The sequence below is a fragment of the Mycobacterium sp. ENV421 genome, assembly GCF_002887815.1.
Lineage (GTDB): Bacteria > Actinomycetota > Actinomycetes > Mycobacteriales > Mycobacteriaceae > Mycobacterium.
In genome coordinates this window covers 158595-175538 of the sequence record NZ_PDHO01000010.1, presented here as the reverse complement: position 1 = coordinate 175538, position 16944 = coordinate 158595, and the positions used below count along the sequence as shown (strand labels likewise).

General features: G+C 66.9%; 10 protein-coding genes. 6 read left to right on the top strand and 4 right to left on the bottom strand.

Going from position 1 to position 16944, the window contains the following annotated elements; translation table 11 throughout:
- Positions 1–73 precede the first annotated feature (73 nt).
- From lipL to CRM90_RS14945, 5 genes are all read left to right on the top strand, one after another.
- The gene (gene lipL, locus CRM90_RS14965; RefSeq protein ID WP_199189904.1) at positions 74–1342 is read left to right on the top strand and encodes an esterase/beta-lactamase LipL; all 1269 of its coding nucleotides are present in this window, start codon (positions 74–76) and stop codon (positions 1340–1342) included.
- 1010 nt (positions 1343–2352) lie between these two features.
- Positions 2353–8640 (top strand): sulfolipid-1 biosynthesis phthioceranic/hydroxyphthioceranic acid synthase, encoded by a 6288-nt coding sequence (pks2, locus tag CRM90_RS14960; protein ID WP_102807723.1) that lies wholly within the window; start codon positions 2353–2355, stop codon positions 8638–8640.
- A gap of 22 nt (positions 8641–8662) precedes the next feature.
- Positions 8663–10117: a condensation domain-containing protein gene (locus CRM90_RS14955; RefSeq protein WP_102807722.1), complete on the top strand. Its 1455-nt coding sequence runs from the start codon at positions 8663–8665 to the stop codon at positions 10115–10117.
- A 4-nt stretch (positions 10118–10121) separates the two neighbouring features.
- Positions 10122–11477 carry a hypothetical protein gene (locus tag CRM90_RS14950; protein WP_102807721.1) on the top strand — a complete coding sequence of 452 codons (1356 nt, stop codon included), beginning with the start codon at positions 10122–10124 and terminating at the stop codon, positions 11475–11477.
- A gap of 9 nt (positions 11478–11486) precedes the next feature.
- Positions 11487–12839 (top strand): hypothetical protein, encoded by a 1353-nt coding sequence (locus CRM90_RS14945; protein WP_102807720.1) that lies wholly within the window; start codon positions 11487–11489, stop codon positions 12837–12839.
- Positions 12840–12848: 9 nt separating this feature from the next.
- On the opposite strand, the gene CRM90_RS14940 is transcribed toward CRM90_RS14945, so the two are convergent.
- Genes CRM90_RS14940 through CRM90_RS14925 form a run of 4 tightly spaced genes read right to left on the bottom strand, consistent with a single transcriptional unit; the run spans position 12849 to position 16070 of the window.
- Positions 12849–13577, bottom strand: a complete 729-nt coding sequence (locus tag CRM90_RS14940; protein WP_199189903.1) for a GAP family protein — start codon at positions 13575–13577, stop codon at positions 12849–12851.
- 44 nt (positions 13578–13621) lie between these two features.
- Entirely contained in the window at positions 13622–14899 is a 1278-nt protein-coding gene (locus CRM90_RS14935; protein WP_102807719.1) for a glycosyltransferase, read from the bottom strand.
- 39 nt (positions 14900–14938) lie between these two features.
- Entirely contained in the window at positions 14939–15673 is a 735-nt protein-coding gene (locus tag CRM90_RS14930) for a hypothetical protein (protein ID WP_102807718.1), read from the bottom strand.
- A 40-nt stretch (positions 15674–15713) separates the two neighbouring features.
- On the bottom strand, positions 15714–16070 hold the full coding sequence (locus CRM90_RS14925; RefSeq protein WP_102807717.1) for a transcriptional regulator: 357 nt from the start codon (positions 16068–16070) through the stop codon (positions 15714–15716).
- A 134-nt stretch (positions 16071–16204) separates the two neighbouring features.
- On the opposite strand from CRM90_RS14925, the gene CRM90_RS14920 reads away from it, so the two are divergent.
- Positions 16205–16780 (top strand): hypothetical protein, encoded by a 576-nt coding sequence (locus CRM90_RS14920; protein WP_142391378.1) that lies wholly within the window; start codon positions 16205–16207, stop codon positions 16778–16780.
- The last annotated feature ends 164 nt before the right edge of the window (positions 16781–16944 follow it).

Below are 16944 nucleotides of genomic sequence, written 5' to 3'. Positions count from 1 at the left end.
CGCCCCGCGCGTCAAGCTAACAAAATGGCAACAATTTGTTACAGGTGTGCTTAGACCGATTAAATTCTCAGCTGTGACTCAGGCGATTCTCGGACACGACGCACTGCCCCACGGGCTGCAGGGCGCCGCAGATCCGCACTTCGCCTGGGCGTTGCGCAATTTCTCCGCGATGTTCCCGCATCCCCGGTTCGGGGGCGGCGCGCTGGCGGTCTACCTCGATGGGCAGCCGGTGGTCGATGTCTGGACCGGTTGGTCGGACCGACGGGGACGGCAGCGCTGGTCGGCCGACACCGGCGCGATGGTGTTCTCGGCGACCAAGGGTGTGGCCTCGACCGTCATCCACCGGCTCGTCGACCGCGGCCTCATCGACTACGACGCACCCGTGGCCGAGTACTGGCCGGAGTTCGGCGCCAACGGCAAGTCCGCGATCACCGTGCGCGACATGATGCAGCACCGCGCCGGTCTGGCACATCTGCGAGGAGTGCGCAGGCGCGACCTGCTCGACCATGTGGTCATGGAGGAGCGCATCGCGGCGGCGCCGGTCGGCCGGAATTTCGGCAAGCCCGCGTACCACGCGCTCACCTACGGCTGGCTGCTGTCCGGGCTGGCGCGTGCGGTCACCGGGATCGGGATGCGTGAGCTGATCCGCACCGAGGTGGCCGCACCGCTCGACACCGACGGGATCCACCTGGGCCGCCCGCCGGCGGGCGCACCGACGAAAGCGGCGTCGATCATCGGGCCGCAGATGAACATCCCGAACCCGTTCTTCAACAGCGTCGCGCCCAGGATCGCGGCCTTCGAGCTGTCTGCCATCTTCGGCTCCATGTACTTCCCCGGCATGCGGTCGACGGTCCAGGGCGCCATGCCGTTGCTGGACAGCGAGCTGCCGGCGGCCAACGGGGTCGCGACGGCACGCAGCCTGGCCCGTATGTACGGCGCCATCGCCAACGGCGGCGAGATCGACGGCAAGCGCTTCCTGTCCGCGGAATTGGTGGCCGGCCTGACGGGCCGGCGCAATCTCACCCCGGATCGCAATTTGATCCTGCCGCTGGCATTCCACCTCGGCTATCACGCACTGCCCATTCCGGGCGTGCTGCCCGGCTTCGGTCATGTCGGACTCGGCGGGTCGCTCGGCTGGGCAATTCCGGAGGCGGGGTTGTCATTCAGTTTCGTACACAACCGGCTGCTGACCCCCTTCGTGCTGGCTGACCAGGCTGGCTTCGTGACAACGGCCGCACTGATCCGGCGCGGCGCCGCGTCGGCTCGCAAGCACGGCTTCGTGCCGGTCGCCGAGTTCGGTGCTCGCTTCCCGCGGCCGATGTCGGGGGTCGTCGCGGGTTAGCTCCGCGTCACATCACCGTTCTGAGCCCTTGCTATGAAACCCCGATGTTCGGGAAGTTGCCTGGTCGGAGGGTTCCACGGCACCGACGCCGGCCTCGCCAAACGTCCCCGGTCGGGGCTCCAGCTAACTTTCACAGGGAGTTCACAAGACGCCCTTAAACGGGTGATAAATGTCACCGGGTAGCGGCTGAACCGCGCTAAAGATTCTGTTCTGGGAAAAGTTCGCCAATTATCTGCGAATAGCCGGTCATTTATCCAGAACCGTTTGCTGCCTCACGCTGCGAAATATCAGTGAAGGTGGAATTGACACCTCTGCCGACGAGTAAATGTGGCCTGAATCACGTTTTCGAGGTTTCTGATATCGAAATCTCAGCCTACTCTCAGGTTAGTAGCCATCTCCTGTGTAACGGAACGGTAGCTGCAGGCTAGAGGGTTTTCTGATGCTGAGGCGCGGTAGCGGAAACTCTCAGGGACGCCACGCTATCACGCAGCTCCAGGGCACGGCTGAGTGCGACGTGCGGCATTATTGAATGGTGGTTGGCAGGCAATTCGGATTCGGCGTGGAGGCTTTTCCGGTGACCCCATATCCTAAATTTGCTATAACGCCTCCGATGCCAAATCGTGACTGTATTGCGATAGTAAACACCCTGCAACTTCGCACTTGGCCCTCAGAACGGGGTTGTCGGCGGTGCGCGAGGGTTTGCCCAGATGGCAAAGAGTTTGCAAAGGTGCAGGTAGGACCGATTTTTAGAATCTCTCGATAAAGCGCTGCAGCTGTCTTGTCGGGTGCCGCGAGGGAATGGACAGCAATCAGATATGCGCCGGACCAGCCAACCCCTCAGGGCCAAAGGTCACTTTGCCCAAACCCTAATCAAAAACTCGAAACATTTGTCGCGCACTTAACGAAAAACAGCTAGGCTACCGAGGACATTGGCAACTTTGACGTGGCGCGCGGAGCGACAAGGTCGGGTTGGGTTGCCTTGGCAAGTGCCAAGAGAGGTGTGAGCGGACGTGCGTCAGACATCTGTCACCCCCATTGCCGTAGTCGGCATGGCGTGCCGGTTGCCCGGTGGTATCGACTCTCCTCACAAGCTGTGGGAAGCGTTGCTCGACGGCGCCGATCTGGTCACTGAAGTTCCGGCCGACCGGTGGGATGCTGACGACCTCTACGACCCGGAGCCCGGCGTGCCCGGCCGCTCGGTGTCGAAGTGGGGTGCCTTCATCGACGACGTCACCGGTTTCGATCCCGACTTCTTCGGCATCAACGAGCGCGAGGCCACCGCGATGGATCCGCAGCACCGCGTGCTGCTGGAAACCAGCTGGGAGGCCGTCGAGCAGGCGGGCTTCACCCCGTCCTCGCTGTCCGGCACGTCCACCGGTGTCTTCATCGGAATGTCCCACGACGACTACGCCATGGTCACCAGCGACGCCGGCGCCTTCGATCAGGCCTATGCCTTCACCGGCAACCCGTTCAGCATGGCCTCGGGCCGCATCTCGCACGCGCTCGGCCTGCACGGCCCGGCGCTGACCACCGACACCGCCTGCTCCTCGAGTCTGGTCGCGGTGCATCAGGCCTGCCGCAGCCTGCACGAGGGCGAAAGCGACATGGCCTTGGCCGGCGGCGTGATGCTGATGCTGGATCAGCGCCTCTACGCCTCGTCGTCGGGGCAGGGCATGCTGTCGCCCACCGGACGCTGCCACTCCTTCGACGTCGCCGCCGACGGATTCGTCCGCTCCGAAGGCTGCGGGATCGTCGTCCTCAAGCGGCTCGACGACGCCCAGAGTGACGGCGATCGGGTGCTGGCTGTCATCAAGAGCACCGCCTCCAATCAGGACGGCCGCACCGAGAACATCCTGACCCCGTCGCGCGACGCGCAGGTCTCCGTATTCCAGGCCGCACTGGACGCAGCCGGTGTCGACCCCGCAACCGTGGGCATGGTCGAGGCGCACGGCACCGGCACACCGGTCGGGGACACCATCGAGTTCAACAGCGTCTCCACCGTCTACGGCACCGACGGTCCCTGTGCGCTGACGTCGGTCAAGAGCAACTTCGGCCACGCCGAGTCCGCGGCGGGCGTCCTGGGTCTGATGAAGGCCGTCCTGGCCGTCCATCACGGCGTCGTGCCGCAGAACGTGCACTTCACCCAGCTGTCGGAGAAGAACGCCAAGGTCAAGACGGGCATGTTCGTCCCGACCGAGAACATCCCCTGGCCCAAGGACGGTGGACCGCGCCGCGCGGGTGTCTCGTCCTACGGCATGTCGGGCACCAACGTGCACGTGATTCTCGAGCAGGCCCCCGAGGCCCCCGTGGTCGTCGAGTCGGCCAAGCCCGACGCCGCGAAGGAGCTGCTGGTCTTCCCGGTGTGCTCGAGCTCGGTGGAGCAGCTGCGCAACACCGCGGCGCGCCTTGCCGATTGGGTCGAGAGCGCAGGCGAGGACCTATCGCTGCGGGACCTGGGCTACACGCTGGCCCGACGTCGCGGACACCGCCCGCTGCGCACCTCGGTCATCGCCGACGATCGCGCCGAGCTGATCGCCGGCCTGCGCCACGTCGCCGAGGGCGACGACCCGTTCCAGCCCGCCGTCGGGCAGGACGACCGCGGCCCGGTGTGGATCTTCTCCGGGCAGGGCTCGCAGTGGGCGTCGATGGGCACCGGCCTGCTGGCCACCGAACCGGTCTTCGCCGCGAAGATCGCCGAGATCGAGCCACTGATCGCCGCCGAATCCGACTTCTCGGTCACCGAGGCGATGACCGCTCCCGAGACCGTCGAGGGCATCCATCGAGTCCAGCCCACGATCTTCGCGGTGCAGGTTGCGATGGCCGCCACGATGCGCTCCTACGGGGTCCGGCCCGGCGCGGTGATCGGCCACTCACTCGGTGAGGTCGCCGCCGCCGTCGTCTCCGGTGCGCTGTCCCTGGAGGACGGCGTCAAGGTCATCTGCCGTCGATCGCTGCTGTGCCTGCGACTGGCCGGCGGGGGAGCGATGGCGTCGGTCGAGATGCCCGCGCAGCAGGTCCGTGAAGAACTCGAACAGCAGGGCATCGAGGACGTGGTGGTCGCCGTCGTGGCGTCGCCCAAGTCGACGGTGATCGGTGGCGACACCGAGACCGTCCGCCGGATCGTGGCGGGCTGGGAAGCCCGCGAGATCATGGCCCGCGAGGTCAACGTCGACGTGGCGTCGCATTCGCCGCAGGTCGACCCCATCCTCGACGAGCTGTCCGAGATGCTCGACGACATCAGCCCGATGGCCCCCGAGGTGCCCTATTACTCGGCGACCTCCTTCGACCCGCGCGAGCAGCCGTACTGCGACGCCGACTACTGGGTGGACAACCTGCGCCACACGGTCCGGTTCTCGGCCGCCGTGCAGACCGCGCTGGAAGACGGGTTCCGGGTGTTCGGAGAGCTGTCCCCGCACCCGCTGCTGATCCGCGCGATCGACCAGACCGCGGCCACGCTGGACATCTCCGTCGCCGCGCTGGCAGGCATGCGACGCGGCCAGGACGTGCCGCACGGCATGGGCGAGTTCCTCGGTGACCTGTACTCCGCCGGAGCGCAGGTCGACTTCTCGGTGCTCTACCCGGTCGGCCGCCTCGTCGATGCCCCGCTGCCCACCTGGGCCCACCGCAACCTGGTGCTGATCCCGGACGGCGGGGAGAACCAGACCCGTGGCGCCCACCTGGTCGCGGCCCACCCGCTGCTGGGGTCGCATGTCCGCCTGCTGGAGGAGCCCGAGCGCCACGCCTGGGCGGCCGAGGTCGGCACCGGCGCGCACCCGTGGCTGGTCGATCACCAGATCAACAACGTCGCTGCGCTGCCAGGCGCGGCCTACTGCGAGATGGCACTGGCCGCCGCGCGCACCATTTTCGGTGACGACGCCGAGGTCCGCGACGTGACGTTCGACGCGATGCTGCTGCTCAAGGACCTGACCCCGGTCAGCGCCACCGCCTCGGCGGAAAGCCCCGGCGTCCTGCAGTTCACCGTGGAGACCGACATCGACGGCGAGCGTGAGCAACGCGCCAGCGCGGTACTGACCGCGCGCGAGGCCGACGAGCAGCCGCAGCCCTACGACATGGATGCGCTGCAGAGCGCCCATCCCACCCGCGCCGACGGCGATGGGGTTCGCCAGTGGTTCGACGGCCGCGGCGTCCAGTTCGGCCCGGCGTTCACCGCGCTACAGGCGGTCAACGCCGCCGACGAGAACGCGGACACGGTGCTGGCCGAGATCGGCTTGCCGACCTCGATCCGCAACCAGCAGACCTCGTACGGCGTCCACCCGGCACTGCTGGACGCCTGCTTCCAGTCGGTTGCGGCCCACCCGGGCGTACAGGCCTCCGGCACCGGCGCGCTGCTGCTGCCGCTCGGCGTGGACCGGTTGCGCGTGCACGGCGCGGTGCGCAACGCCCGCTACTGCCTGACCCGCGTGACCTCACTCGACGGCTCCACTGTCCAGGCCGACATCGACCTGCTCGACGACTACGGCACGGTGCTGTTCACCGTCGAGGGTCTGCGCATGGGCAGCGGCATGTCGGAGAGCAACGAGGGCGATCGGGTGCTCAACGAGCGCCTGCTCGGCATCGAGTGGCGCCGGCATCAGCTCGCCGAGGTCACCCAGAACAACTCGGCGACCTGGCTGCTGGTCAGCACCTCCGACACCGTGGACCTGTTGGCCTCGGCGCTCACCGATGCGCTCAAGCTCAACGACGCCGACGTGACCACCATGTCCTGGCCGCAGCAGGCCGACCACGTCGGCAACGCCGAGCGGCTCGCGTCGTACTTCGCGGAGGGCGGGTTCGACAACGTCGTCGTGGTATCCCCGGCGCGCATCGCAGGCTGCCCGGAAGAGCAGATGCCGCTACGCGGGGGGGAGCAGGTGCGCCACCTGGTCCGGATCGCCCGCGAGCTCGCCGACACCGCAGGCGAGCCGCCGCGGTTGCATGTCGTCACCCGTAACGCCCAGACGGTGCTGGCCGACGACCGGCCCAACCTCGAGCAAGCCGGCCTGCGGGGTCTGCTGCGCGTGATCGGCGCCGAATACCCGCAGCTGCGGCCCAGCCAGATCGACGTCGACGACGACGTCGACGCCAAGCTGGTCGCCCGCGCACTGCTCACCGGTTCGGAGGAGGACGAGACCGCCTTCCGCGCCGGCGAGTGGTACTCCGCGCACCTGTTCCCGAGCCCCCTGCAGCCGGACGAGCGTTACACCACCGTCGTCGACCACTCCCGCGACGGCATGCGCCTGGAGATCCGCGTCCCGGGTGACATGCAGACCCTGGAGCTGGCAGCGTTCGACCGGATCCCGCCGGGACCGGGCCAGATCGAGGTCGCGGTCACCGCGTCCAGTCTGAACTTCGCCGACGTGCTGCTGGCCTTCGGCCGTTACCCGAGTTTCGAGGGTCTGCACCCGCAGCTGGGTATCGACTTCGCGGGTGTGGTCACCGCGGTCGGTCCCGACGTCACCTCGCACCGGGTCGGCGATCACGTGGGCGGTATGTCGCCCAACGGCTGCTGGGGCACCTTCGTGACCTGCGACGCCGACGTGGCCGTCACGCTGCCGTCCGGACTGCGCGACGATCAGGCCGCGGCGGTGTCCACCGCCTCGGCCACCGCCTGGTACAGCCTGGTCGACCTGGCCAAGATCAAGGCCGGCGACAAGGTGCTGATCCACTCCGCGACCGGCGGTGTGGGTCAGGCCGCGATCGCGATCGCCCGCCACTTCGGCGCGGACATCTTCGCCACCGCCGGCACCGAGGAGCGCCGCGACATCCTGCGCGGCATGGGCATCACCAATGTCTACGACTCACGCAGCGCCGCCTTCGGTGAGGAGATCCGCCGGGACACCGACGGCTACGGCGTGGACATCGTGCTGAACTCGCTGACCGGTGCCTCCCAGCGGGCCGGCGTCGACCTGCTGGCCTTCGGCGGACGGTTCGTTGAGATCGGCAAGAAGGACATCTACGGTGACACCCGCCTCGGGCTGTTCCCGTTCCGCAAGAACCTGTCCTTCTACGGCGTCGACCTGGCGCTGATGGCCACCACGCATCCTGCGCAGATCCGCGAGCTGCTGAACACCGTCTACCGGATGACCGCAGAAGGTGTGCTGCCGCAGCCGGAGACCACGCACTACCCGCTGGCCGACGCCGCCACCGCCATCCGCGTGATGGGTGCGGCCGAGCACACCGGCAAGCTGCTGCTGTCGGTGCCGAAGGTGGGCCACAGCAGTGTGGTGGTGCCGCCGGAGCAGGCCAAGGTGTTCCGCCGCGACGGCTCGTACATCATCACCGGCGGCCTCGGCGGGCTTGGTTTGTTCCTGGCCTCGAAGATGGCCGACGCCGGCTGCGGCCGGATCGTGCTGAACTCGCGGTCGGAGCCGAAGCCGGAGGCGCTCGTCGAGATCGAGCGCATGCGGGCCGCCGGAACGCAGGTCGAGGTCGTCAGCGGCGACATCGCGCTGTCGGAGACGGTCGACCGCTTGGTGACGGTGGCCACCGCGACCGGCATGGCGGTGCGTGGTGTGCTGCACGCGGCCGCCGTCGTCGAGGACGCCATCCTGCCCAACATCACCGACGAGCTGATCGACCGGGACTGGGCTCCGAAGGTCTACGGTGCCTGGCACCTGCATCGGGCCACCACGGCACAGCCGCTGGACTGGTTCTGCTCGTTCTCCTCGGCGGCTGCCCTGATGGGCTCGCCGGGACAGGGCGCGTACGCCGCGGCCAACAGCTGGCTCGACGGGTTCACCCACTGGCGTCGTTCGCAGGGGCTGCCTGCCACGGCGATCGCGTGGGCGGCGTGGGACCAGATCGGTGCGGGCAAGCACCTGGCCGCCTCCGGCGACACCACGATGATCAGCCCCGACGAGGGTGCTCGCGCTTTCGAGGCGCTGCTGCGCCACGACCGCGCCTACAGCGGGTACGCGCCGATGATCGGGACGCCGTGGCTGACCGATCTGGCCGCCCGCAGCCCGTTCGCCGAGGCCTTCAAGGCCAGCGGCGACCGTCCTGCGGACACCAGCACGTTCCGGGCGGAGTTGCACGAGCTGCCGGTCGAGGAATGGCCGACTCGGGTGCGTCGTCTGGTATCCGAGCAGCTCAGCCTGATTTTGCGTCGCTCGATTGATCCTGACCGGCCGATTTCCGAATACGGTCTGGACTCGCTGGGCAACCTGGAACTGAGAACTCGTATTGAAACTGAAACGGGAATACGTGTCCGATCGATGGACATAACGACTGTCCGGTCGTTGGCCGAGAGCCTGTGCGAAACACTGGCCGGCGTCATCACGTCAGCTGCATCCCGCTAACTGGGTCGAAGGGGAATTTAGGGTGGTTGCACTTACCGCAATCCATGACTGGGTGGACGCGCCAGGCAAGGTCGTGTCGTGGAGCCCGTCACCGGCGTGCGTGAAGAAGGTTCAGGACGCGCCGGTCAGCGATGTGCCTGCGAGCTACCAGCAGGGTCAGCACATTCGGAGCTACCGCAATCACACGGCCAACGGCCTGGAGATGGCGCGGCTGCTGATCCCGGCGTGGAACATGCCGGGCAAGTGCGACGTGCGCGCGATGACCTTCGTCATCAACGCCTACCTGCGCCGGCATGACACGTTCCACAGCTGGTTCGAGTTCGTCGCCGATGACAGCGGCACCGACCGGCTGGTCCGGCACACCGTGGAGAACCCGAACGACATCCAGTTCGTGGCCACCAAGCACGGCGACATGAATTCCGCGCAGTGGAAGAAGCACGTGCTCGACACCCCGAGCCCGCTGGAGTGGGACTGCTTCCGGTTCGGCGTGATCCAGCGGGACGATCACTTCACGTTCTACGTCAGCGTCGACCACCTGCACGCCGACGCGATGCTGATGATGGCGCTGTTCGTGGAAATGCACATGAACTACGAGGCCCTGGCCGGCGGCGGAGCACCGCTGCGCCTGCCCGATGCCGGCAGCTACCAGGACTACTGCGCGCGTCAGCACGAGTACACCGAGCAGCTGACCATGGATTCGCCCGATGTCCGTGGCTGGCTGGACTTCCTGGAGAGCAACGGCGGCACCATGCCGACGTTCCCGCTGCCGCTGGGCGATCCGTCGGTGCACTGCAGCGGTGACCTGCTCACCGTGCAGCTCATGGACGAGCACGAGTCGGACCGCTTCGAGTCGGCCTGCACCGCGGCCGGCGCCCGGTTCATCGGCGGTGTGTTCGCCGCCGCGGCGCTCGCCCACCGGCAGCTGACCGGCGACGACGACTACTACGTCATCACCCCGACCACCACCCGCAGCACGCCCGCGGAGTTCATGACCACGGGCTGGTTCACCGGCGTTGTTCCGCTGTCGGTGCCGGTCGCCGCACGCAATTTCGCCGAGGTCGCCCGGGCCGCCCAGGAGTCCTTCGACTCCGGGATGCCGCTGGCCAACGTGCCGATCGAGCGGGTCTATGAGCTCGCTGACACCGAGGACACACCGCGCATCCGGCCTGCTGGTCCCGGCGTCCCGATGCTGTCCTACCTCGATGTGGGTCTGCCGCCGCTGAACCCGGTCATCATGTCGCAGTGGTACGCCCAGAACGGGCACATCTACACCGATCTGGGCGCGGCCAATCAGGTCGGCATGTGGGTGAACCGTCGTACCGAGGGCACGATCATCACCGTCGCCTACCCGGACAACCCGATCGCCCGCGAATCGGTCGCCGAGTTCGTCGAGCTGATGAAGTGCATTTATCTCCGGGTGGCCGACGGCCGTTCCGAGCTGGTCTCGTCGTCTCGCGTGTCCATCGCGACGGTCTGACCCGGTGGGGAAGCCCAAACCTGACAACGTAGTGCCGTACGCCGATCAGGCGTTGTTGTTGGCGCTGCGTGGCGCCGGCCAAGAGGCCGTCATGCAGCTCATCTGGATCTACGAGCATCCCGTCGACCTCGACGGTGTTCGGCGATTTCACCAGAACTTCGGCCGCGGGCTCGTCGGCCGGTTGGTCGAGACCTCACCGCTGCCGTTCGGCCGGCACCGGTGGGTGTCGGTGGCCGGGCCGCAGGCGCCGTTGGAGATCGCCGAGCAGCCGCGGCCCCGTGAGGAGCTGTGGGACTGGGCGCATGAGCAGGTGGAGCTGCCGCTCGACCCCGAATATTCGCCGGCCTGGCGGATTGGCGTCCAGTCGTTCACCGACGGGAACACCGCGGTGAGCCTGGTCGTGTCGCACACCGTCGTCGACGGCGGCGGCGTCGTGGCGTCGGTCATCGCCGCGGTCCACGGCGCCGGCAAGGATCTCGGTTATCCGCCGCGGAATTCCCGCACCCGCTCACGCGCGGTGTTGGAGGATCTTCGCCAGCTCGGATCCGACCTGCCGGAGATCGGGCGGACCCTGGTCAAGGCGGCCAAAGTCGCAACCCGTCGCAAGGACGAGCTGGTGCGCCCGAGCGAGCCGGTGTCGGCGCCCGCTCATGGTGCTGGGCAGCCGGTCATGATTGCGTTCACGACCGCCGTCATCGACAAAGAACTCTGGGACCGGCGCGCGAACGACCTTGGTGGGAACCATTTTTCACTGGTAGCCGGATTGGCCGGCAAGCTGGCGCAGAACCTGGGCCGAACCCGAGCCAGTGACGGTGCGGCGACGCTGATGATTCCGGTCAGCGAGCGCGACAGCCCCGGTGACACCGGCGGCAATGTCGTGACGATCGCCAACGTGACATTCGACCCGGGCCCGGTCGCCAAGGATCTGTCCGGCGCACGTTCGGCGATCAAGAAGGGTTTGATCACCGCGCGCGAGAAGCCCGACGAGATGGTCGAGCTGCTCCCGCTGATCCCGTTCCTGCCCAAGCGGGCGATGGGCCGGATGGCCGACATGGCCTTCAACTTCTCCGCCGACGTGCCGGTGTCCTGTTCGAACATGGGGGACGTCCCCGACGATCTGCTGCAACTCGACGGGACACCGTGCGAGCGCTTCTACTTCGGCGGCGTCGACCGCAACCTCACCCTCGACGTCCTCGAACGGCGGCGCGGGCTGATGACAGTGGCGTCGGCGCGTGTCGGCGGTATGGTCATCGTTCCCGTGATGAGTTACCAGCCGGGCGCCGACAACTCACGTCACCGCCTGCGTGAGGTGATCGCCCAGACCCTGGCAGAGTTCGAACTGTCCGGCATCGTCGAGTGAGGTTGCGCAGTGAGTGCTGAGTCGCAAGAACATCGGCTCGAGTTCTTCGATCAGACGGCCTTCGAGCTGATGCGTGCCACCGGGCGCGGGCAGCTCATGCAAGCCGTGTGGGTGTACGAACATCCCATCGACGTCGAGGGGCTGCGACGATTCCACCGCAACATCGCCGACTCGCTGGGCGGCAGGCGGATCGAGCGCTCGCCGCTGCCGTTCGGCAGGCCGCGGTGGGTCCAACCCCGCGAGGCGCCGTCGGAGATCCAGTTCAACGAGACGCCGCGTCCGCGTGACGAACTCATGGACTGGGCCGACGAGCTCGCGACGCTCCCGATCGACCCCGAACACGGACCCACGTGGTACCTGGTGGTCCAGGCGCTGACCGACGGCGCCACCGCTGTCAGCATCGTGGCGTCGCATGTGATCGGCGATGGCACCGCCGCCGGGCTGGCGATCTTCGAGGCCGTCACCGGCAATGTCCGCAACGGCGGGTATGGCCGCCCCGGCTCGCGGCCCCGGCGCCAGGCGCTGACCGCCGACGCACGCCAGGCACTGCGGGACCTGCCCGAGACGCGTCGGGCGCTGGCCATCGGCGCGAAGCTGCTGTGGAGCAAGCGGCGCGACGTGATCCAGTCCCGCCGCAGGCGCGTCGATCAATCCGGCCTGGACGAGATCGTCCACGTGCCCTCGGTGGCCGCGTTCGTCGACCTCGCCGAGTGGGATGCCCGTGCGGAAAGCCTTGGCGGCAACAGCTATTCGCTGCTCGTCGGCGTCACTGCGAAGGTCGCCGAGCGGATGGGCCGGCGCCGTAAGTCCGACGGCGCGGTGTCGCTGGTGATCGCGATCAACCTGCGCGAGAGCCTCGAGGACGACCGTGCACTGGCAATGGCCTTCGCCAACGCCACCGTCGACCCTGAGAAGGTGACCGTCGACCTCGCCGAGTCGCGTGCCGTCGTGCGTGAGTCACGGCAGCTGGCCAAGGAACAGACCGACCCGGCGATGCAACTCTTCCCGTTGATGCCATGGCTTCCTCAGGTCGCCGTCAAGGGAGTGGCCGAGCTGTTGTTCTCCTACTCCGAGGACCTCCCGGTGTCCTGCTCGAACCTCGGGGATCTGCCTCCGCAGATCGCTCAGGTCGACGGCACAACCGCGGAGAAGGTCGTCCTGAGGGCCCTCGACCAGAACGTGACGCGGCGCGAGATCGAACGTTCGCACGGTCAGCTTGTCGTGGTGTCCGCGCGGATCAACGGCAAGGTCGTGATCTCGATCGAGGCCTACGAGATCGGCGCCGAGAATACCAAGCAGCGACTGCGGGGCTTGGTGGAGCAGACACTGACCGAATTCGGGCTCAACGCGGTCATCGAGTGACTTGCGGCATCACAGGCCGTGCAGGCCGACCCCGATCAGGATCACGCCGACCACCGCGACGAAGATGCCGGCGTGCCGGCGGGTACGGGTGCGTATCCAGTCGTTGAAGCGCTGCACCCACACTCGGGTCTTGGCCGGTGCCACCATGAAGCTGAGCAGCGGGATGACCGCTGCCCAACTGGCCAGCAGCAGGAAGGTGACCAGGGCCGCGGCCTGCTCGGCCGGTGGGGTCTTCGACGCGATGATCAGCGCCAGCAGGGCCATGTAGTCGACGCTGGGCATCGCCAGGGCGGCGCCGATGGACCCGGAGAACCAGGACGATTCCCCCTGCATGAAGGCGCGCACCTTGGTGGTCAGTCGTTTGAACCGGCCCGGCGCCAGTTCTTCTTCGACCTCCAGGACGGTCTCGTTGGCGCCCCCGGCCGGTACCTCGGCCATCTCCTTGCGGGAGAACTGGCGCAAGGGGATTTTCGAAATCAGCAGGACGCCGAGGAGCACGGCGACAGCGCCGATGCCGATCTGGATGAGGGCCGGGTTGAGATCGGCCTTGCCCAGGAAGCTGTGATGGAAGATGAACAGCACCGTGAAGCCCACGCTCAGGCTCATCGCCAGGCCGGTGCACAGGAAGACCGTCAGGTGCCGCGCAGGACGGGGCCGGGTCAGCAGCAGTGCGATCAGAGCAATACGTGCGGGCTCGATGCTGACCGCGAGGCCGAGCAGCACCACGGTTGTCCACACAACGCCGAATCTACCTTGCCGGAGTGTGGCGGGCAGAGCGGGCGTCACCCCGCGTGGCGGTTGCGGGCTGCCTTTTCCAGAAGGTCGGCCGCCGTCGCGACGCTCTCTGACGGCGTGCTCATCCGCTCGGCGAGCAAACGAGCCTTCTGTGCCATTTCCGGAGCCAGCACCGCTCGCAGGTCGGATAGTAGCGAACCGCGCGTGGACGCCGCGAACCGCCGGGTCGCGCCGATGCCGAGCCGTGCGACCTGTTTGCCCCAGAGCGGTTGTTCGGCCGCTACCCACAGCACCAGGGTGGGGACTCCGGCGCGAATGCCCGCCGCGGTGGTGCCGGCGCCCCCGTGATGGACCACCGCGCGGCAGGCCGGGAACACCGCGGCATGGTTCACCGAGGGCACGATCTTTACGTGCGGCGCCGTGCCGGCGGTGTCGAAGTCGGAGAATCCGGCGCAGATCAGCGCGCGCTCGCCGAGTTCGTCGCATACGTCGCTGATCAGCCGTACCGCCTCGGCGGGGGAGTCCAGCGGCATGCTGCCGAAGCCGAAGTAGACGGGCGGCGTGCCCGCGGTGGTCCAGGAGCTGACCTCGTCGTCGACCTCGGTGGGCATTTGCAGTGTCAGGGACCCGATGAGCGGTCGTCGGTCGCCCCACTCGCCGGGCAGCCCGGGAAAAAACACCGGGTCGTAGGCCTGGATCTCCAAGCTGCCCGCGTTGACGATCCGGCCGACCGGTCGGGTCCTGGTCGCCGGCAGGCCCAGGGTGCGGCGCTGCCGGGTCTCGGCGGGTCTCAGCAGCTGCCAGTGCATCCATTCGCCTGCCGCGTACGCGCCCCGGGTCATCCGCGCAGGTAGCCGCACGGGCAGGACCTGCGTGGTGGCCCGAACGGGGAAGTAGTGCACCTCGGCCAGCGGAAGGCCGCGGAACTCCGCGACGTTGGCGGCGATCTCCTGATAGGCCGTCCCGCTGACGATCAGATCGGCGCCCTCGGTCATGCCGAGCAACGTGTCGGCCATCTCGTCCCAGCCCCGGGTGGCCGCGGCTCTGGCCTTGCGCAGCGCGTTCAGCGGGTTACCCAGCCGCACCCAGTCCGCGGGCCCCGCGGCGGTCAGGGCATCGGGCCGCTCGAAGACGTCGCCCTGCAGCTGCTGTTGCGAGTCGGGCCCGTAGGGGATGGCAGGCAGGCCCGCAGAACGGGTGAATGCGACGAGGTTCGGGGGCACCGCCAGGTGGACGTCGTGGCCGCGGCGCTGCAACTCGAGTCCTACCGCCGCACAGGGTTCGACATCACCACGGGTCCCGTGGATTGTCACCGCGAATTTCATCGATCACCATTATCGGGCCCGCGGGATGCGGGCGTGCCATCAGCTGGGCGTGTGGGTGAACCATCGAGTCTTGATGCGCCACGAATGTGCCGACGTCAACGCGAAGCCGGCGCCGCAGAAGCAGGCGAAGAACCAGACCAGCGTGCCGCCTTCGATCTCCTGCAGCGCGGGGACGTAGGCGGTGACGATGCGGATCGTGCAGGCCAGGATGCCGCTGGCCGACGACACCAGATAGATGTTGGCGATGCGACGAGACCGTGAATCCTGGCGCAGGACGAACAGCGCCCGCGCGCTGTAGCCGAGCAGATAGATCAGCGTTCCGCAGAGGACCAGCCAGTACGCCGAGAGCCAGAAGTCGGTCGGCACCGTGAAGAAGTCGGAGCGATAAATTCTTGCGCCGTTGCCCAACGAAAAGGTTGCCAAAAGCAAGGGAATGCACAGCGTCGCCGGCCGCTCGACATATTGCTTGAATGCCGCCTGCGTCGCTTTGTCGTCCTGCAGTCGGCCCAGCGCGTTGTAGACGATCGCAGAGGCGGCCACGACGTAGCAGTCGTGGCCGATGTAGTCCTCGAGATTCCACACTCCGGTCAGCGAGTGCAACAGCTGACCGATCGTTTCAGATGCAAACGGGGACATCAGGAAGACAGCCGCACCCTGCAGTGCGATGTTCAAGGTGGCCGCCACTTCCCAGCGGCAGGACCACGTGAGTCGCCTGATCCACAGGCTCCACGCCACGCATGCAAGCGTGATCGTGATCAGTGCCCCAAGACCCATGCCTTCGTCGCCTTACGTCCCCGAATAACTTCAGCAAATACTACAGCGGAGGAGCGTCGAGTCGAGGCTTCAATTCTGAGAATTTCGCGGGATTACGCGCCGCAATGACAGTATTAATTGTCGCCAACGTAAATGGAGAAGATTCGATATATTGTTGGACTTCTTCGCGACTCATAAGTCCAAATCGCACTTGCAAATCGGGATAACTGAGCCCGAATCGAGAGGCGACGAGGCGCAGTTCCTCGGCGTTCGGGTAGTCGTGTTCCTTCACCCGCCGGTAATAAGTGCTGCTGGAGGTGCCCAGCGCGTCGTAGATGTCGCGGGCCTCGATGTCCCCATCGAGGAGATAGTCGAGCAGGGTTTTGAGCTGGCGTCCGTTCTCGTCGGTCCTGGGCACGCCTCACAATAACCCGAACTCCCGGTATTGGGTACCGCTGACTGCATACGACAAATTGATAACTTAATTGACATCGTCGTCACACTTCTGGGATAAGCCTCCCATTTATGGGACACGCCCGCTACTGTGATCCCATGGTTGCTCCCGTGACCTACCCGTCTAGCAATGTGCGGGTAGTCGATGATGAGATTCCCGGCCGCCCTCGACCAGAAGATTTGGTTCGATTGTCGGCGCCCCTGTCCCACGAATTGACCGCCGAACTGGACGGAGCCGTTGAGGCAGCCCGGGTCGGAATCGAGGTAGTGCTGCTGGCCGCTCTGGGCCGGGCGATCGCCCGAACCATCGGGGTCGGCTTCGTGACGGTCAGTGGCTTGACCGCAGTGCAGCCCGTTCGTCTGTGCTGCGCCGATGAACGAGGCATGGACGCCAACGACCTGCTGGCCGAGGTTCGCGACGCGCTGACGCCAGCCCGGCTCAGCACGTCGCCGTCCGACGTCGCGTTCTCATTCCTGGGGCTGCCGCCGGAGCCGTCGCTCGGGCCGCTGCAACTCGCCGACGGCCCCGCCCTGGGCGTTCTCGCCTACCGCAACGACGGCGAGGTGCAGATGGACTGGTGGTACGACTCGCGCCGGCTGGACCACTGCACGGTCGAAGAACTGGCCAACCAGTTTCGGCTGGGCCTGATCAGCGTGACGTCCGAGGCCACCTGAGGTCTACCGCGCCGTCCAACGGCTAGAATCTTCGCCAACGGCACCGATCCGGCCATCACCGGGGAGCCTTCGGAAGAAAGGCCCGCGCCGCGGCGCGGAAACGACCGAGTAGAACCGAACGGGTGGGCCCGTCACAGCCTGTCAAGAGCGACGCACGTCGACGT